The sequence below is a fragment of the Streptomyces sp. NPDC047130 genome (assembly GCF_040643475.1).
In the GTDB taxonomy this organism is placed as follows: domain Bacteria; phylum Actinomycetota; class Actinomycetes; order Streptomycetales; family Streptomycetaceae; genus Streptomyces.
In genome coordinates, this window is record NZ_JBEYUK010000008.1 from 207,262 (window position 1) to 225,992 (window position 18,731).

The following is an 18,731-nucleotide window of genomic DNA, read 5'->3' on the forward strand; positions in this document are numbered from 1 at the left end:
CCATACCGTCGGCCTCCGTGCCGCGACCGCGGATACCCGCCTCCCGGGGCGGGTATCTTTTTGCCCGCTCGGCGTCCGGCGACACCTTCCGGCCGATGACCCGGCGGACCCCGGCGGGTCCGCCCTCGTCCCTCACCCTCGGCGAGCACACGGGGGGCCAGCTGCTGCGGCTGGCCCGGGCCATCGGCATGGACGAGGACGACGCACGGTCCTCCACGCAGGCGCTACTGTCCGCGCTCGGCCCGGTCGCCCGCCGTCCCCTGCACCTGCGGCCGCCCACCTTGTCCCACCTCTCCGACGACCACACTCCGGTGGAGTTCTCGCTCTCCTTCTCCTCCCGGGGCGCCCCCTCCCTGCGCGTCCTCCTGGAACCGGGCTTCGGCCGCGCCGACCTCGCACGCAACGGCCGGGCGGGGCTGCGCGCCGTCCGGGACATGGCCCGCCGGTGGAACTTCTCCACCGAACGCCTCGACGAGCTCGCGGACCTCTTCCTGCCCGCCGACCCGCAGGGCGCGTTCGCCCTGTGGATCGCGCTGGAGCTGCGGCCCAGCGGCGTGCCCAAGGTCAAGGTCTATCTGAATCCCGCCGCGTCCGGGCCGGAGCGGGCCGCGGCCACCGTGCGGGAGGCGCTGCGCCGGCTCGGCCACGAGGACGCCTCCGACGTCCTGCCGCCGGGCGACCGGCACCTGTTCTTCGCCCTCGACCTCGGGGACTGGGAGGAGCCCCGGGCCAAGGTCTACCTCGCCCACCACGAGTTGTCCGCCGGCGGGGCCGGAGCCCTGTCCCGGATGGACGGCGGTCCTCGGCCCGTCGGCATCCAGGCGTTCCTCCACGCCGCCACCGGAACCGACCCCGCCGGGGACGACGGGGCATGCCTCCTCCCCGGCCGACGGCCCGTGCAGACCTGCCACGCCTTCACCGACACCGCCGCCGGCCGCCCCACCGGCTTCACCCTCTACGTCCCGGTCCGCGACTACGTCCGGCACGACGGCGAGGCACTCAAGAGGGCCGTCACCGTCCTCACCCGTCACGGCATGGACCCGTCACCTCTCCGCCACGCCCTCTCCGCCCTCACCTCCCGCCAGCTGCGCGACGGCGTCGGCCTCATCGCCTACCTCGGCGTCGCCCACCAGCAGGGCAGATCCCCCCGGGTGACCGTCTACCTGTCCTCCGAGGCGTACCAGGTCCGCCCTCCCAACCCGCGCGCCTGACCGGCCGCGGCCCCCGCCCGCCGGCCGGCGCACCGCGTCGGCCGCCCCCGGCCGAAGCGGTGCGCCGGCACGCGACGCATCCGGGGACAGGTGTGTCCTGGCCTGGCCGCCGACGGAGAAGCGCGACGGCGGCGTACCCGGCCCGCGGGGACGGGAGAGTGGTTGGAGGGCAGGCCGGCGACGACGCGCATGCCGTCCTCGACGCTCCGGGCGGTGGTGAACAACTGGGGGTCCGCCCCGCCCAACAGCCAGTACACGCACGGCGCGTCCGCCGCGGTGGCGAGAATGCCGACGTCCTCGCTGACCGGCGCCTGGTGGGGGGTCCTCCGGACTCCCGGCGGGAGGGAAACGGGGGGCGGCGGACGGCACGATCGGCGCGGACCGCTGCCCGCTGCCACGGTCCGCCCGGAGGGCGCCAAGCCGCTCGCCCCCGTCCGGCAGCAGGAGAAGATCGCCGATCCGACCCGCGGGGCGAAGGATCCCGGCAGGTCGACCGCGACCCCGCGGGCCACGTCGCGACCCGTTGTCCGCTGCATTTCCCCCTGCGACACTGCTGCACAGCGCCATCAGCTCCGCCTCCGCCCGGGCGGCAACACCCCGCGAAGGAGCCCCGCATGCGCAGAAGCATCTCCGCCTTACTCACCGCGGCCATCCTGGCCGCGCTCACCCTCGTCGGCGTCGGTGCGAGCACCGCACAGGCACTGCCGAAGACGTGCGTCCCCGAGCGCTACCAGTCCTTCTACACCTTCCTCGTGACCTGCACGGGCGGAACCGGATACTTCCGGGTCTGGGTCGACTGCTGGGTCTCCGACGACAAACCGCCGATGCGGGTGTACGGCGAGTGGACGCCCACGGACTCGACATCGGCGGCCGCCTGCACGATGGGGCAGAACGGACCCGCCGTCAGAGGCGGCTGGGACGTCTCCGACATCATTCTGGCTTCGCCGCCGAAGGGCTGACTCCGGAACCGGTCTCCACCCGGGTGCGACCGCATCGGTTGCAGTTCCCCCTGAACATGACAGCGGGTGGTTGCGCTGCGGGGGCGAGAGCGCAGCGGTCCCGTGTTCGGCGCAGCCTCACCAGGGAGCCCAACCTCGCTGTGTATGCACGGGAACAGGGGGAGCTCAGCTCTGTCACGGCAATGTGCGGTGCGGTTGCGGTATCGACGGTCTATTGTGCTGGTCATGACATCTCGGGGGATGCGGTCATTAGGGCTCTTAGGTGCGGTGTGGGCGACTCTGGCCACTGCGCTCAGTTCGGTACTGCCCTGGGCGACGGGCGGGGAGGACACCCAACAGCAGCGCACCTTCCCGGGCGGCGACGGCCTGCAGTACTACGTCGAGGGCGTGATTCATCCAGTCGCGGAGCTCTACCTGACTGCGACCACCCTCGGGTGGGCGGTTATCGCGTTCCTGCTGGCGACGACGGCGGGAGTACGGGGCCGGTGGACACGCTTCACGGCTGCTGCTGCCGCGCTGCTGCCTGTCGCCCTGCTGGATGCGGCCCTGATCGAGCGAGCCCTCCAGGACGCCGCTTACAGTCAGCCCTACGAGGAGCGGCGAGGCATGATCTACGCGGCCGTGATCGCCGGAGTCGTGGCGCTGACCCTGGCGGCGGCGATCGCCCTGGTGTGCCGCGCGTACCGGATCTACCGCTGGTTCGTCGTCGGATTCCTCGTCGGACTCGGCGCGCTGCACCTCTCCGCGATCGGCGTCCTCGCAGCGACACTGGAACCTGGTGTGCGGATGACCGCCTACGCCTGGCTCCCCGGCGCCGGATATCTCCTCGCCGCAGTGTTCGCCGCGCTCGCGGCACGCGGAACCGCCGCTCTGGCCTCGACTCCGGATCCGCTTTCCACCCTGCCGCCGGCCACGGCCTCCCAGGACAGTCCGCCCCGTCAGACGGAGCCCGGGGGGCAACTGCGGACGATGGCGGTGTGCGGGTCGCTGGGCGTCTTGATGGCCGGCGTCGGGGTGCTCGTGGGCTACGCCGTGGAGGCCGACCAGACATTCCGGATACCCGACAGCCCGGGGTTCCCCACCCTGCCCGGTCTACCCACCGACGGCCCGGTGCCTGACGCGCCACCGGGGGCCCCCGAGCTGCCGAGGCTGGAGCAGGCCGCCGCAGGGGGACCGTCCCCGCTGGGCGGTGCGCGGTGACGAGCGGAACAGGAGTCGAGGCACTGCCCGTGCCGGACGGAACAGGTGTCGAAGATTTGCCCGAACAGGTGGACCACGACCACAGGATGCGACGTGTGCTCGTGATTGCCGCACTGATGTCCGCCGCGTACGGGGCAGAGATCCTCATCGACCTCGCGCGTCCCAGGACCGACGATTCGGATCCGGCGATCGGGCTGTTCTCGCCTCTGATGCCGGTACTGCCGCGCGCGGTGCTGTGGAGCGTGGTCGCCGGCTGGGCCGTAGCGCTGCTTGCCGGGGCGACCCTGGCCGTGCAACGGGTCGCGGAGAAGGACGCTACGCCGCGGCAGGTCCGTACCCGGGGTGCGCACCTGGTCGTGCTCGCCGCGCTGCTGCTGCCCTTCACTCTCTTCCCGGCCTGGACCATGGTCGACAACGCGGCCGTGCTTCTGGTGTGCGTGCCCAGCACAGCATTCGCGTTGTGGGCCGTCCACCGTATGCAGCGCTTCCGGCGGATGCCCGCCTGGCTGCTGCTCGCCACCTTCGCCTGGGGCGCGTTCGTCGCTTGCGGGTTCGGCAGCAGCATGAACATCTGGTACATGGACTACGCCCCCTACTACTTCGGAGACGCGGGGAACGTCCTGGAGATCCGGCACCAGGTCATGACCGGCGCGTTCTTCAACGCCGGCGTCTTCGAGGAACTGGGCAAGGGCGCCGGAGTCGCGATCGTGTGCATCCTGTTCCGCCGCCATGTCGACGGTGTGGTCTCCGGCATCGTCCTGGGGGCAGCAGCCGGTCTGGGCTTCAACTTCGCCGAATCCGTCGAGTACATGGGCGCCGCCGCGGCAGCACCGGAGTTCCAGTACTGGATGCGACAGTCCCTCGGACTGATGGCCGCGCACACGGCCTTCTCGGCGCTCTTCGGGGCGGGACTCGGCCTGGCCAGGCAACTGGACGATGCTCGTTCGCGGCGTTTCGCCGTCGTCTGCGGCTTCGTGGCCGCCGCCGGGGCGCACGCGACCAGTAACGTCATGTTCCGCTGGGTCGGCCAGGTCAAGCAGGACATCCCGTTGGACCCGAATATCGACACGCTCCTGCTCCAGCCCCTCGCTCTGATCGTTTTCCAGGGGCCGGTGGTGGCGTTGTACGTGATGATGCTGCGTCGCGGCATACGAGAGCAGTCGGCCGGACTCTCGCAGGCACTGGCCGCGGAAGCACAGTCGGGATACGGCGCTGTCACCGATGTGGAGGCGCCGGTCCTGCTCAGCCCGGTCCGGCGTCTCTGGCTGGCTGTCACTGTCCTGCGACGGTACGGATTGGCCGCCTACCGAAGGCTCAGGGCGCTGCACGCTGCCCAGCTCGACCTCGCCACGCACCTGTGGCACGCATCCCGCGGGCAGGCCGACCGGCGGGCTCCCGACGGACCTACCCTGCGCCTTCACATCCTCGCGCTGAAGGACGATCAGCTTCTCGAAGGTCCCCAGCAGCGATCCGCGGAGGCGCTGACGTGATCAGAACCGTCGTGACCCGAGCGGCGACCGCGCTCGCCAGTACGCTTGCATTCCTGCTCCTTCTGGCTGACAGCGCTGTGGCCTGCGGCGTCAGCTATGACAGCGCGACCCCGTCACCGGCGGGCAGCTGCGGCGCCGCCGCGGCTGTCGGTGGAGCAGCGACGATAGCCACCGGCGTCGCCATCACCGCCCTGGTCATGGCTGTGCGTGGCGTCACCAGCGGTGTGATGACTCCGTCGGAGCTCGCCACGTACGTCGACGCCCTGAAGCAACCGCAGAGCGAAGGGCCCGCCCTCGGGGAGGCGCTGCAAGAAGCGGCCGCACGAGTCGTCGAGCGCAGCGGTCAGGGACGGGTGGAGGAAGCCTCCAAGGCCGCGGAGCAAGTGGTCACCCTCATGGCGGCCCCCCGTCATGAGGCCCAACAGGTCGTGAACGACGCTCGGCAGGCCATCAGTGCGACACAGAAGTACTACACCCGTGCGAACGCCGCACTCGCCCGGGCGGGGACGCAGGCGCATGTCGCCGTCGTTCTGGACTCGGCACGTCAGGACCTTGCCGCAGCCGAGAGCAAGCTGAACGAGGGGCAGCAGTCGTTCAGGCAGGCGGAAACGGAGCATCAGAGCCTTCTCCGGGCCGCCCTCGAGGTGGCCGGCAACCCTACGGACTTTCAGTCCACCGCACAGTCGGCGGCTGACACCCTGAATGATGCTGTCCAGAAAGCGACGCAAGCAATCACCTTGGCCTCCTCTGCGCACGATCGTCTGACATTGGTGCATATCGCACTCCGGGCGGTGCAGGCGGCAGAGCAGGTGAAAAGAGGAAACTGGATAGCTGCATTCCGGGCAGCGCGTGATGCGGCCGCGCGCGCACACGAGGTCGCCTTCAGGGTCAATCAGGCAGCACAGAACCACCAAGCGGCTGGAACGCCGTCGACCGATCTCGAGCAAGCGGCCGAGGAATTGGTGAGGCACGCCAATGCGATGACGCTGCGCAGCCACAGAGTCCTGCATTCCGCCCTCGGCAAATTAGCAGCTCCGGAAATGAAGTTGGCGGCGAACGAGTTCACCCGGATCGCCGACCAGGTTTCCCACCTTCTGCCGTCGCCGACCGGCAGGCGCCAGTCCTTCAGCCTTGCACGCAGCCGCCGGGTGGCTCTTCGCACCCATGAAATGAGCTTCGAAGCTCTCCATGCCGCCGGCCGGGTCCAGCGGGCCGCTTCCGGGGCCATGGAGGCACGTCGCTTCCTCGACGCCCGGGGGCTCGCCGGCCAGGCAACGCCCAGTGGCTCCGCCCTCTCCACCGCCAGGGCCAAGGCGCTCATCTCCCCAGGGCCACCCGAGCGCCCCGAGGCGACCCGGACCAGGGTGCGCACTGTCCCAGGCCGACTGCCCATGGGGCATCGCTTCGCGTTCCAGAACAGCGTGAAGGAGCCGAACACCGACTACGTGGTCACACACGAACACCAGAACGGCGCCACCTACCAAGCCACCTATCGTACCGACGGGCTCGGGAACATCGTGGAGATCTGGACGCTGTCCGGACACAGAATTCAGCAGAGCGCCACACGGGGGAAAAGTCAACCGAATCCGGAACTGCAGGAGCCTCGCCCCAATTGCATCTACCACGTGAACGACCGCTTCACCTACATCACCGACGAAGCGGGGAGGACCGTCCTCGCCACCGGCGCTCTGGAGCGCCATGGCGCAAGTCGCCATAAGGTGGCGAAAAATGCAGAGACAGATGAGCGAAAGGGCGAGTTCTTGAAGGTGAAGTTTGTGGGAGGGCACATCTTCGCAAAAATATTCGGTGGCCCGGGCGAAAAAATAAACATTGTTGCCATGCTGGATGGCCTGAATCACGCGCGGGTGGAAAGGACGGCGTTCGAAAATTGGGGCCGTTTCGAATACGAGCTGGACAGGCGAATGAAGCGTGGCGGCGAGAAGATCTCCATGACGGTCGAGCTTCCCTACTACGACACACTCGGCAACTCCCGGGTCTCCCGCACCCCGAGCGGAATGCTCGTCACCTACCTTGTCGAGGGAGTGCGCCAGCCACCCAGGGCCTTCGTGAATCTCCCGGAAGACGGCTTCGGACGCGTCCGGCCGCACGATTGGAGGGTGATCCGGGTGGAACCGTTCCGACACTGAACTCTTTCAGCGTTGCCTCGGCTCACCTACGACGAGGCGTCGGCCAAGGCGAACCAGGCCCTCTCGGACAAGCTCGACGAGATGCGCGAAACGATGTCCGGTACCGAGATCAGGAATACGCCATGGGGTCGGCGGGCGTCGACATCCGCACCGGGGAGGTCGCGGTGGGTCTCAAGAAGACCGGAGCCGGTGACTTCTGCGCGGAAGACCTGGTGCGGGGATTATCTCGTCCGGAAGGGGGCGCGGCCGGAAAACACCATCTACAGCGCGCCCCTGAGACCTCCGGGACACCTGTGACACCGGAGGCGGTGAGCCTCCTCGAATCCGTCCTGAACGCCAGGAACACGCTTGCGCGAGCGGCGTCGGAGGACGGCAGCGTGGACGTCGCGGGGTATTGCAGGCACGAGATCCTCTCCGTGCTCCCCCACCTGCTGAGGCAGGCCGACGGCACGGACGCCGACCTCTTCCGCGAGGTCTGCTACCTGATCCCTCAACTCGCGGATTCATCCGAAGCGGTCGTCGTCTTCCTCCGGGAGTCCGTCGCGATGCTGGGCCCGGAACTGCACCAGGTGGCCACCGACGCGCTGGAGGAGGCCGAAGAGGTGATGGAGGGGGCGCATGCTGCCCGTCCACCGTGATCCCTACGAAGCTCCACAGGACGACTCGCGAGCTGCTGTCCGTCCCCGGAGTGCTGCTCCGCCGCGGGCACCGCCAAGGACGCGGAGTTGCTCGTGCTCCGCCACGACACTGTGCTGCCGCGCCGTCAGATCACCGGTGCGGTCCGCTACGAGTCCGCAGACCGGTTCTGGCTGGCTTCGCTCTCCAGCCTGATGCCGTGGCGCCGCTGGCGCGACGTCTTCCCGGTCGCCCCCGGGACCCTACTGGCGTGGCACCGCGGGTTAATCGCCGCACCTGGACTACAGCGCTCAGCACGCCCGCACGGGACGACCGCCACCAAGACAGCGTTCAAGAAGCTGATCCTCCAGCTCACTCGCGAGAACGCACAGTGAGGTCACCGGCGTATCCCCGAACTCCCGCAGCGCTGCTGCCTTGTGGACGTTGAGGTTGTCCCAGACGAGGACGATCGGTCCGCCGAGCCGGGTGTGGGCTGCGATGAGCAGGTCGCAGTAGTCGCGCCAGGAGAAGCTCTTGCGTCCGTCGCGGTTGCCGTCGTCGCGGCGGGGCCGGTAGATCAGTCGCAATCTCTGGCCGGGTATGTAGCAGGTCAGCGCGGCGATGGAGATGCGTCTGCGGGAGCGGCCGCGGACGCGCACCACCGGGGTGCGGCCTCGCCGGGACCGCGTTTTCGCGTGCGGCGGCGTCATGGAGAAGCCGGCTTCGTCTTCGAAGACGAGCCAGGCTCCACGGGCCGCCGCGAGTCTTCCGCGCAGGGCCAGACCTCCTTGGCCCAGACTGCGACGGCCTCGTCGTCCCGCTCCAGGGCCCGGGGGCGGGGACCTGGCACGACCAACCGTTGCGGACCAGGAGCTTGCGCACGCCCTGGACGGTGTAGGCCACGTGGAAGCGCCGACCGATCACCGTCTTGATCCGGCCCAGTGTCCAGCGCTGGTCCTCCCAGCCACGGGCGGCCGGCCCTTTGGCGACTTCGCACAGAGCGGCAGCCGGTCAGCCGAACGCGACCTTACGAGTTCAGCCTCAGTAGTCGCCCGCCAACGATCCGCTCGTGGCCGCTCAAGGACAGCTCGTACACAGCTGACTGCGGCGCCTCGTGATCACCCGGACGTGGCGTCCTTCCCTGCAGCCGCGCAGCGCTGACGAGCCGTCGCTGGCCTTGTCAACGAGCACGAGCGAACAGTCCGACCGCTCACAGACGTCGCAGGTCAATACCAGTGAAGCCGTCGCGAAGCACTACGGGGTACCCGGTGACCGTCGCACCATGGCCGTGAAGTCCGGAGTAGCAGTCAGGAGCGAATCTTCCGTCGGGCCGACATGACGAAGATTTCCAGAATCGATCCACATCTCATACCCACGGCCCCGAATGCGATGAGTGGCATTTCGCCGCCAGCGGGTTGCTGGGCCAGCGGAGAGGTGTCCTGGCCCAGGAATTCACTAATCTTACTGCGATGCTCTTGCCTGCTACCCGTAGGTGCGGATTTCGGCGTTGTTGCAACCCGCAACGGCTCCACGCCAACCGCAGTGCGTACGCTATGGCTCCCGTTTCTGCTGCAGCGGCGATCCCGGACGTGCACCCGATTGCGGCTCCCATCCGGTCAGTGGAGTCGTCCAGGAAACCGGCAAAGTCGTTGAGGAAGGAGCGTCCGGCGGGGTCGATGTTGTTGATGGGATCGTCCCCGGCGTAGGCATAGCGGTTTCCCTGCGCCGGTCGGCAAGGAAGCTCATGGCGTCTCGCACCGCTCGACGACCCCGACGTCATACCTCTTCCCACGCCCCGGATCCAGCGCAAACAGACCGTCGGCGGCCTCGTCAACGAGTACCGCCAGGCGGGCTTGCCACTCGATAACACTCCTGGCCAAGCCATGTGCAGTTGTTCTGAACCAGTACGCGCCATCACCGTGCCGCCGTCAGCCACCCCTAAGTGGTCCGCGCCACCGCTTCCTCACCTTGGACACGCACGTGGGCACCGTCCCCGTTCCCTCACCGACACTGCGCCGCACAGCGGCTTCGTGTGCGGCGCCGCCCGCCTCCCACTGACCGGGACACCCGCCGCCCGGCACCTCCACCCGGGCTACCGTCCAGGAATCGATCACGTCTCCCGTGGCCGCCCGCACCCGGCGGCCGTCCCGGAAACCGTCGGTCAACGAAGTCGAAACAAGGGCAGGGATGATGACGGAGCTGAGCCACGACTCCACACTGCGCGAACTCCCCACCGAGCACGGCGTTCTGCGCTACCACGAGGCCGGCGACGGCCCGCCCTTGCTGCTGCTGCACGGATCGGGACCAGGAGTGACCGGCTGGCGCAACTTCCGAGGCAACCTGGGAACGTTCGCAGAACACTTCCGTTGTCTGGTGCTGGAGTTCCCGGGGTTCGGGGTCAGCGACCCGGTCGACGGCCACCCCATGGTGACCGCGGCCTCGGCAGTGACCCGGTTCCTCGACGGGCTCGGGCTGCGGCAGGTCGATGTCATCGGCAACTCCATGGGCGGCATCATCGGCGCCCGGTTCGCGCTGGAGCAGCCGGACCGGGTCCGGCGCCTGGTGACGATCGGCGGCGTCGGCCCCAACGTGTTCAGTCCGGGGCCGGGCGAAGGCATCAAGCTGCTCACCGAGTTCACCGACAACCCCTCCCCCGAGGCCCTGGTGCGCTGGCTGCACTCCATGGTGTACGACCCGTCGCTGGTGACCGAGGATCTCGTCGAGGAGCGCTGGGCCCAGGCGACGGATCCCGAGACGCTCGCCGCCGCCCGCCGGATGTACGGCAGCGAGGCCTTCGCGGCGCAGGCCGCCGCGGCTGCGGCCTCCGACGAGGCGCCCTACTGGGCGATGCTGCACCGACTGCGGGCGAAGACCCTGCTCACCTGGGGCCGTGACGACCGGGTCAGCCCTGTCGACATGGCGATCCTGCCGATGCGCACCATCCCGGACGCGGAACTGCACGTCTTCCCCGACTGCGGGCACTGGGTGATGATCGAGCAGAAGGCCGCCTGGGAGAGCACCGTCCTCGCCTTCCTGACGCGCGAGGACGAGGCGTGAGCCCCGCGGTTCGGCAGGTCCGGGGCAAGGAGCCCGCCTCCGTCGTAAACGAGAAGGTGGCTAAGCACGGCGGCGCACCGGCGTCCTCGGCGGCGTCCGGGACTGCTGCAGCCCCACCGTGCGCGCCCGGGGCCACGACAGCCGTGCGTCGATCCGTCTCCACCCGGGCTGCGGACCCGAGCGTCACCGCGTCCGCGGCGGCGGACGAACACGCCGTGTCCCGCACCGTCCTCGCCCCCTCCACCGTGCTCGTCACGCTCCCGTCACCCGTACTCCCGTCACTCCCCGGAGGTGCCTCGTGAACGCCGGACCCCTGACCGTACGGGTCGCGAAGGTGATCCGGGAGACGGACGACGCGCACTCGCTGGTGCTGGAGCCCGCCGAGGAGGACCGGGCGGCCTTCGCCTACCGGCCGGGGCAGTTCCTCACGCTCCGCATACCCTCCGACCGGGACAGCTCGGTGGCACGGTGCTACTCGCTCTGCAGCTCCCCGGTACGCGACGAGCTGCCGAAGATCACGGTCAAGCGCACGGCCGGGGGCTACGCGTCCCACTGGATCTGCGACAACGTGGCAGAGGGTGACACTCTTGAAGTGCTGCGTCCCGCGGGCGCCTTCACACCCGACTCGCTCGACGACGACTTCCTGCTGCTCGCGGCCGGCAGCGGCATCACACCGGTCATGTCGATCCTCGCCTCCGCCCTGCACGCCGGCAGCGGCGCGGTCACCCTCGTCTACGCCAACCGCGACGAGCGATCCGTGATCTTCCGGGACGAACTGGCCGCCCTGGCTCGGGAACACGGCGACCGGCTCACCGTGCTGCACTGGCTGGAGTCCCTCCAGGGCCGGCCCACGGCATCCGGCCTGCGTGCCCTCGCCGGACCGTACGCCGCCCGAACCGTCTTCGTCTGCGGGCCGGGTCCCTTCATGGACCTGACCGCGGGCGCGCTCACCGACCTGGGTGTGCCGCCGCACCGGATCACGGTCGAGCGGTTCACCTCCCTCACCGGCGACCCGTTCGCGCCGCCGGCCGACGGGCCCGGACCGGACACCACGGGGCCCGTCAGCACCGCCGAGGTGGAGCTGGACGGGGTGAGCCGGACCGTCCGTTGGCCTCGCACGGAATCCCTTCTCGACGTCCTCCTGCGGGCGGGAGTCGACGCTCCGTACTCCTGCCGGGAAGGCGCCTGCAGCGCCTGCGCTTGCGTCCTCGTGGAGGGCGAGGTGGTCATGGAGCGCAACGAGGTCCTGGACGCACAGGACCTCGCCGACGGGATAGTCCTCGCCTGCCAGGCGCGACCGGTCAGCGACCGGCTCAAGGTCACCTACGACGGCTGACCGCCCCCTGCCCCCTCCCTTCACTCCCCGACCCGGATGAGGTTCGACAAGTGACCAAGGCGACCGCCGCGATCGTCGGTTCCGGCAACATCGGCACCGACCTGATGTACAAACTCCTGCGCTCGCGGGAGATCGAGCCGCGCTGGATGGTCGGCATCGACGTGGACAGCCCGGGCCTCAAGCGTGCAGCCGACCACGGGCTGCACACCAGCGCCGACGGCGTCGACCCGCTGCTTTCCGGTGTCGAGCGCCCGGACCTGGTCTTCGAGGCCACCTCCGCGTACGTCCACCGGTCCAACGCCCCCAAGTACGCCGCCCTGGGCATCCAGGCCATCGACCTGACCCCGGCCGCCGTCGGCCCCGCCGTGGTGCCCGCGGTCAACCTCGGCGAGCACCTGGACGCGCCGAACGTCTCGCTCATCACGTGCGGCGGACAGGCGACCATCCCGATCGTGCACGCCGTCTCCCGGGTCACCGAGGTGCCCTACGCGGAGATCGTCGCCAGCGTCGCCTCGCCGTCCGCCGGACCCGGCACCCGCGCCAACATCGACGAGTTCACCCGCACCACCGGCCGGGGCATCGAGACCATCGGCGGCGCCGCCAAGGGCAAGGCCATCATCATCCTCAACCCGGCCGAACCCCCGATGCTCATGCAGGACACCGTCTTCTGCGCGATCCCCGCCGACGCCGACCGCGCCGCCGTCACCGCGTCGGTCCACGAGACGGTCGCCGAGGTGGCCGCCTACGTGCCCGGTTACCGGCTGCGCACGGAGCCGCAGTTCGACGAGCCGAGCGCGGTCACCGGCGGACTCGCCCGCGTGGCCGTGTTCCTCGAGGTCGAGGGGGCGGGCGACTTCCTGCCCCCGTACTCCGGCAACCTCGACATCATGACCGCCGCCGCCACCAAGGTCGGCGAGGGCTTCGCCCGGCGGATCGCCGCCCGCCGTACCGGCACCTGATCCCCGCTCACCAGGAGTACACCCGTCATGTCCTTCAGCACCGACCTGGACGTCCGCGTCACCGACTCGTCCCTCCGCGACGGTTCGCACGCCAAGCAGCACCGGTTCACCGTCGACCACGTCACCTCGGTCGTGGCGGCCCTCGACCAGGCGGGCGTGCCCGTCATCGAGGTCACGCACGGCGACGGCCTCGGCGGGTCCTCGTTCAACTACGGCTTCAGCCACACCCCCGAACAGGAGCTCATCAAGGCCGCGGTGAGGACCGCCCGTCGGGCGAGGATCGCCTTCCTGATGCTGCCCGGCCTCGGCCTTCAGGACGACATCCGCGAGGCGGCCGACAACGGCGCCTCGATCTGCCGGATCGCCACCCACTGCACCGAGGCCGACATCGCAGTCCAGCACTTCGGTCTCGCCCGCGAACTGGGCCTGGAGACGGTCGGGTTCCTGATGATGTCGCACAGCCGACCGCCCGAGGAGCTGGCCCGGCAGGCCCGCATCATGGCCGACGCCGGCTGCCAGTGCGTCTACGTCGTCGACTCCGCCGGCGCCCTCGTCATGGAGGAGACGAGCGACCGCGTCGCCGCCCTGGTCGCCGAGCTCGGCGACGACGCCCAGGTCGGCTTTCACGGCCACGAGAACCTGGGCCTGGGCGTGGCCAACTCGGTGCTCGCCGTGCGCGCCGGGGCGACCCAGATCGACGGGTCGACCCGCCGGTTCGGCGCGGGTGCGGGCAACACGCCCGTGGAGGCGTTCGCCGCCGTCGCCGAACGCCTGGGCATACGCACCGGAATCGAAGTACTGAAGATCATCGATGCCGCGGAGGACGTGGTCCGCCCCGTGATGGACGGCGAATGCCTGCTCGACCGCATGTCACTGACCATGGGCTACGCCGGCGTGTACTCCAGCTTCCTGAAGCACGCCGCCCGCCAGGCCGACAAGTACGGGGTGTCCGGCGCCGAGATCCTGCTGGAGGCGGGGCGACGCAAGCTCGTCGGCGGCCAGGAGGACCAGCTCATCGAGATCGCCGTGGGCCTCGCGGCCAGGGACCGCACCGCCGCCGGGGCCGCCCCGCGGAAGTAGGCGGAGCGGGATGACCGTCGCGCGGAACGGGACGGACCGCGAGTGCGCGGACCGGACCGCGGCCGTATCTGTGTCACCGCGGAGGAGGCGATCACCGACGACCGCCTGCCGCGGCCGAGCTGGAGGAGGAACGACATGGGACATGCGGGAACCGGCCTCGAAGGCAAGGTGGCGCTCGTCACCGGCGCGGGGCAGGGCGTGGGCCAGGGCATCGCACTCGCCCTCGCCTCCGAGGGCGCCTCGGTCGCCGTCCTGGGACGGACGGCGACCAAGCTGGAGAGGACCTGCGAGGTGCTGCGCGCCCGAGGGGCCGCCGCGGAGCCGTTCGTCGTGGACCTGGTGGAGACGCACCGCCTGCCCGGTGTGGTCGAGGCCGTCGCCGAACGCTTCGGCGGCCTGGACATCCTGGTCAACAACGCCTACACGGGGAGCTTCGGCCCGCTGCTGTCGATGGACGACGAGCAGTTCCGCCTGGGCTTCACGAGCGGGCCGTTCGCGGCCTTCGCGCTGATGAAGGCCGCCCACCCGTACCTCAAGCGGAGCGGCGCCGGCTCGGTCGTCAACCTGGTCACCTCGGTCATGGTCCGCTGGGACCTGAGCACCTACGGCGCCTACGCGGCGGCGAAGTCCGCCCTCCGCTCACTGACCCGGGCCGCGGCCCACGAGTGGGGCCCCGACGGGATCCGGGTCAACTCCATCGCCCCGCACGCCATGTCGCCCGGTTACGCGAAGTGGCAGGAGGAGTTCCCCGAGGAAGCCGCTGAGTTCTGCGCCACCATCCCGCTGGGCTACGTCGGCGACTGCGAGCAGGACATCGGGCGGGCCGTGGTGATGCTGTGCGGCCCGGACGCCCGATATCTCACCGGCGCCACGGTCCCGCTCGACGGCGGTCAGGCCAACTTCGACTGACGGCCCGCCGCGGGCCCGTCCCCCCGGTGCCGGTCGTCCCCCGCCAAGGCCCGGGACGACCGACCACGGCACCGGCATCCACATCAGCGGTCCGATCCTTGGAGCCGAACCCATGAACGCATCCCCCTGGCGTGGCCACGACCTGGGCACCCGCACGGTCTCCTACAGCGAACGCGACGCGATCCTGTACGCCCTCGCGGTCGGCGCGGCCGCCGACCGGCTGGATCTCGTGTACGAGGAGCGCCTGCGCGTGCTCCCCACCTTCGCGCTGACCCTGGCCCAGTGGGCGCCCGACGCGCTCGGCGGGCTCGGCGCCTTCGACACCACCACCGCCGTGCACGGCGGCCAGCGGCTGGTGGTCCGTGGACCCTTGCCGGCCTCGGGTGAACTGACGATGTCCGCGCGGGTCGCCGAGGTCTGGGACAAGGGCTCTGCGGCCGTCTTCGAGGTGGAGGTGTCCAGCGAACTCTTCACGGCGTCCTGGTCCCTCTTCGCCCCGGGCCGCGGCGGCTTCGGCGGCGACCGCGGACCGTCCGCGCCACGCCGCCCGGACCGGCCCGCCGAGCACACGGCGGCCGTGGTCACGCATGCCCGGCAGGCGGCCCTCTACCGGCTGCTCGGCGACCGGCACGCCATGCACATCGACCCGGCTGCCGCCGAGGCGGCGGGCATGCCCCGTCCCTTCCTGCACGGGCTGTGCACCCTCGCCGCCGCCCTGCTGCCGCTGGCGGACACCCTCGGCAGGCACCCCGCGGACCTGCTGGAACTGGAGGCCCGGTTCGCCGCGCCGGTCTTTCCCGGCGACCGGCTCTCCCTGCGGGGCTGGAGCGAGAACCGTGCGGGCGTCCGTTTCGAGGCGTCCTGCCAGGACGGCCGCGCGGTGCTCTCCGGCGGCCACGCCCGCTTCGCCCCCGGTGCTCCGAACGCCCTCGCACACCCCTGAACGACCATGAGGAGAACCCTGATGCTCGACCCCGCGCAGCGCGCTGAGGCCGCCGACCTGCTCCGGGCAGCACAGCTCGACCGGGCGCCGGTCGACCCGCTGACCGATCTGTACCCCGGCATCGACGTCACCGACGCGTACGAGATCCAGCTGCTCAACATCCGACGGCAGTTGCGTGACGGCGTCACGGTCCGAGGGCACAAGGTCGGCCTGTCCTCGAAGGTCATGCAGCAGATGATGGGCGTCGACGAACCCGACTACGGCCATCTGCTCTCGGACATGGTGCTGCCCGAGGAAGTGCCCGTCGAGGTCGGCAGGTACTGCCGGCCCCGGATCGAGGTCGAGATCGGGTACGTGCTGGGCCGCGGCCTGCCCGGCGAGGGCTGCACCACGGCGGACGTCCTCGCCGCCACCGAGTACCTCGTGCCGAGCATCGAGCTCATCGACAGCCGGATCAAGGACTGGCGGATCGGGCTCGCCGACACCATCGCCGACAACGCCTCGTCGGCGGGCGTGATCCTCGGGGCGGCCCGGGTGAGTCCCGCCGAGCTCGATCCGGCCGACATCGCCGTCGTGCTCCGTCAGGGCGGCGAGGAGGTCGCCCGCGGCAACACCGGCGCCGTGCTGGGCGATCCGACCGAGGCGGTCGCCTGGCTGGCCCGCAAGGTGGCCTCCTACGGGGTGCGGTTGGAAGCCGGTCACGTGGTGCTGCCGGGATCGTGCACCCGTGCGGTGGACGTGGGGCCGGGGGACGAGTTCCGCGCCGAGTTCGCAGGGCTCGGATCCGTGTCGGCCGTCTTCGTCTGAGCGTCCGCCCCGGGCGAGGTCATCGACCGTCCCGTCGTACCGGTGAGTGGGACGGTACTCGCTCCCGCCGCCGCCGACGGGGTCTGCTGAATCGTCACACCACCACCGGCGGGACGAGTGAGCTCCGGCGGCGCGGCACGTCCCGCGGTCGCGTCCCGGCAGCCACTGCCGCCGGCCCTCCGACCGGCGAACGGCGCGGCCCTCGCGCGCCGTTCGCCTCCCCTCTTCGCCCCGTACCCACCCCGCGCACCGTCCCTCCCGGAGACCAGATGAGCGACACCCAGCCCCCATTGACGATCCCCGCAGCCCTGGACCTCGCCGCGGACCGTTTCCCCGGCCGGGAGGCGCTGGTGGACGGCGGCGTCCGGCTGACCTGGACGCAGTTGCGCGAACGGGTCATGGCGGCGGTGAAGTCGTTGATCGAGCTGGGAGTGCGCCCCGGCGACCGGGTCGCGGTGTGGGCTCCCAACAGCCACCGCTGGGTGGTGGCCGCCTTCGCCGTCGCCTCGGCCGGGGCGGTGCTGGTCCCCGTGAACACGCGCTACAAGGGCGGTGAGGCGCGCTGGCTGCTGGAACGCGGGGCGGTCCGGCTGCTGTTCGTCGAGAACGGCTTCCTCGGCAAGGACTACCTGGCCATGCTGGGCGGGGACGGCGAGCACCAGGGAAGCCGGTCGTCCGTGCAGGACCGGTGTCCGGTGCCGTCCCTTCCCCTCCTGACCCGGGTGGTGACGCTCGACGGCGCCGATCGCCCCGGCACCCTGTCGTGGGACGACTTCCTCGCCCTCGGCGCCCGCCGGCCGGATGCCGAGGCCGCCCACCGCACCACCTCGGTGCGCCCCGACGACCCGTCCGACCTGCTCTTCACCTCGGGCACCACGGGCCGGCCCAAGGGCGCCCTGACCACGCACCGGCAGAACCTCGCCACCTACCGGGGCTGGACCGGGCGGACCGGGCTCACCGGCGGCGACCGCTACCTGATCGTCAATCCGCTGTTCCACTGCTTCGGCTACAAGGCCGGCGTGCTCGCCTGCCTGCTGCGGGGCGCCACCATGGTGCTGCACCCGGTGTTCGACGTGCGGCGGGTCCTGCGCACCGTCCAGTCCGAGCGGATCACCGTCCTGCCCGGCCCGCCCACCGTCTACACCGAGCTCCTGGACGCCCCCGACCGGACGCGCTTCGACCTGTCGTCCCTGCGCCTGGCGGTGACGGGGGCCGCCGTGGTGCCGGTCTCCCTGGTCCGCCGTATGCGGGCCGAGTTGTTCCCCGAGGTGCTCACCGCCTACGGACTGACCGAGTGCTGCGGCACGGTCACCGTCTGCTCGGCGTCCGACGACGCGGAGACCGTGGCGCTGACCGCGGGGCGCCCCATCGACGGCGTGGAGGTGAGGATCGCCGACGCGGGCGGCCGTGAGCCGGCCGCCGGGCAGGACGGCGAGATCATGGTCCGCGGCTACAACGTGATGCTCGGCTACCTGGACGATCCGGGGGCGAGCGCGGCGGCCGTCGACGCGGACGGCTGGCTGGCCACCGGCGACATCGGCCATCTCGACGAGCGCGGCAACCTGGTGGTCACCGGCCGCTCCAAGGACATGTTCGTGGTCGGCGGGTTCAACGTCTACCCGGCGGAGGTCGAACAGGTGCTGGCCGACCACGACGCCGTGGCCGAGGCCGCCGTGGTCGGGGTCCCGGACGCGCGGCTCGGTGAGGTCGGGCGGGCGTACGTGACGGCCCGGCCGGGCGCCGGGGCCGACCCGGACGCCCTGGTCGGCTGGTGCCGTGACCGGCTCGCCAACTTCAAGGTCCCCCGCGAGGTGGTCGTCCTTGACGAACTCCCCCGCAACGCCTCCGGCAAGATCGACAAGGCGGCGCTGCCGGCCGGCTGACGAACCGCGCCCCGCCCGACGGCGGAGAACGATCCGGTCCGAGCGCCCCCGGTGACACGCGCGTGGCCCGGCCACGGCGTCGTGGTCGGCCAGCACCTGTTCGACCTCCGCCGGGTAGACGTTGAACCCGCCGAC

General features: G+C 70.6%; 14 protein-coding genes and 1 pseudogene. 14 read left to right on the forward strand and 1 reads right to left on the reverse strand.

What is annotated here, in order from left to right:
• The first annotated feature begins 95 nt into the window (after positions 1-95).
• From ABZ836_RS13510 to ABZ836_RS13535, 6 genes are all read left to right on the forward strand, one after another.
• A complete protein-coding gene (locus tag ABZ836_RS13510; RefSeq protein WP_361141889.1) occupies positions 96-1,211 on the forward strand; it encodes a tryptophan dimethylallyltransferase family protein in 1,116 nt (371 codons plus the stop codon).
• A 614-nt stretch (positions 1,212-1,825) separates the two neighbouring features.
• Complete coding sequence (locus ABZ836_RS13515) at positions 1,826-2,170, forward strand: hypothetical protein (RefSeq protein WP_356136115.1); 345 nt, start codon at positions 1,826-1,828, stop codon at positions 2,168-2,170.
• A 267-nt stretch (positions 2,171-2,437) separates the two neighbouring features.
• On the forward strand, positions 2,438-3,370 hold the full coding sequence (locus ABZ836_RS13520) for a hypothetical protein (protein ID WP_361141891.1): 933 nt from the start codon (positions 2,438-2,440) through the stop codon (positions 3,368-3,370).
• A gap of 29 nt (positions 3,371-3,399) precedes the next feature.
• Positions 3,400-4,860, forward strand: a complete 1,461-nt coding sequence (locus ABZ836_RS13525; protein WP_361141893.1) for a PrsW family intramembrane metalloprotease — start codon at positions 3,400-3,402, stop codon at positions 4,858-4,860.
• On the forward strand, positions 4,857-7,007 hold the full coding sequence (locus tag ABZ836_RS13530; protein ID WP_361141895.1) for a DNA/RNA non-specific endonuclease: 2,151 nt from the start codon (positions 4,857-4,859) through the stop codon (positions 7,005-7,007). Before ABZ836_RS13525 ends, ABZ836_RS13530 begins: the two co-directional genes overlap by 4 nt.
• Before the next feature lie 122 nt (positions 7,008-7,129).
• Positions 7,130-7,645 carry a hypothetical protein gene (locus tag ABZ836_RS13535; protein WP_361141897.1) on the forward strand — a complete coding sequence of 172 codons (516 nt, stop codon included), beginning with the start codon at positions 7,130-7,132 and terminating at the stop codon, positions 7,643-7,645.
• A gap of 390 nt (positions 7,646-8,035) precedes the next feature.
• On the opposite strand, the pseudogene ABZ836_RS13540 reads toward ABZ836_RS13535, so the two are convergent.
• A pseudogene (locus tag ABZ836_RS13540) lies at positions 8,036-8,332 on the reverse strand (IS630 family transposase); the annotation flags it as partial.
• A gap of 1,477 nt (positions 8,333-9,809) precedes the next feature.
• Here ABZ836_RS13540 and ABZ836_RS13545 point away from each other — a divergent pair.
• From ABZ836_RS13545 to ABZ836_RS13580, 8 genes are all read left to right on the forward strand, one after another.
• Positions 9,810-10,679, forward strand: a complete 870-nt coding sequence (locus ABZ836_RS13545; protein ID WP_356136123.1) for an alpha/beta fold hydrolase — start codon at positions 9,810-9,812, stop codon at positions 10,677-10,679.
• A 298-nt stretch (positions 10,680-10,977) separates the two neighbouring features.
• Positions 10,978-12,015, forward strand: a complete 1,038-nt coding sequence (locus tag ABZ836_RS13550; RefSeq protein WP_356136125.1) for a ferredoxin--NADP reductase — start codon at positions 10,978-10,980, stop codon at positions 12,013-12,015.
• A 50-nt stretch (positions 12,016-12,065) separates the two neighbouring features.
• Positions 12,066-12,974, forward strand: coding sequence for an acetaldehyde dehydrogenase (acetylating) (locus tag ABZ836_RS13555; protein ID WP_356136127.1), 909 nt, complete (start codon positions 12,066-12,068; stop codon positions 12,972-12,974).
• Positions 12,975-13,001: 27 nt separating this feature from the next.
• Positions 13,002-14,054, forward strand: a complete 1,053-nt coding sequence (gene dmpG, locus ABZ836_RS13560; RefSeq protein WP_361141900.1) for a 4-hydroxy-2-oxovalerate aldolase — start codon at positions 13,002-13,004, stop codon at positions 14,052-14,054.
• Between the two features lie 135 nt (positions 14,055-14,189).
• Positions 14,190-14,963: an SDR family oxidoreductase gene (locus ABZ836_RS13565; RefSeq protein ID WP_361141902.1), complete on the forward strand. Its 774-nt coding sequence runs from the start codon at positions 14,190-14,192 to the stop codon at positions 14,961-14,963.
• A 112-nt stretch (positions 14,964-15,075) separates the two neighbouring features.
• Positions 15,076-15,906, forward strand: a complete 831-nt coding sequence (locus ABZ836_RS13570; RefSeq protein ID WP_356136133.1) for a MaoC/PaaZ C-terminal domain-containing protein — start codon at positions 15,076-15,078, stop codon at positions 15,904-15,906.
• A gap of 21 nt (positions 15,907-15,927) precedes the next feature.
• Positions 15,928-16,713, forward strand: coding sequence for a 2-keto-4-pentenoate hydratase (locus tag ABZ836_RS13575; protein ID WP_361141904.1), 786 nt, complete (start codon positions 15,928-15,930; stop codon positions 16,711-16,713).
• A 269-nt stretch (positions 16,714-16,982) separates the two neighbouring features.
• Entirely contained in the window at positions 16,983-18,596 is a 1,614-nt protein-coding gene (locus ABZ836_RS13580; protein ID WP_356136137.1) for a FadD3 family acyl-CoA ligase, read from the forward strand.
• Positions 18,597-18,731: the final 135 nt, after the last annotated feature.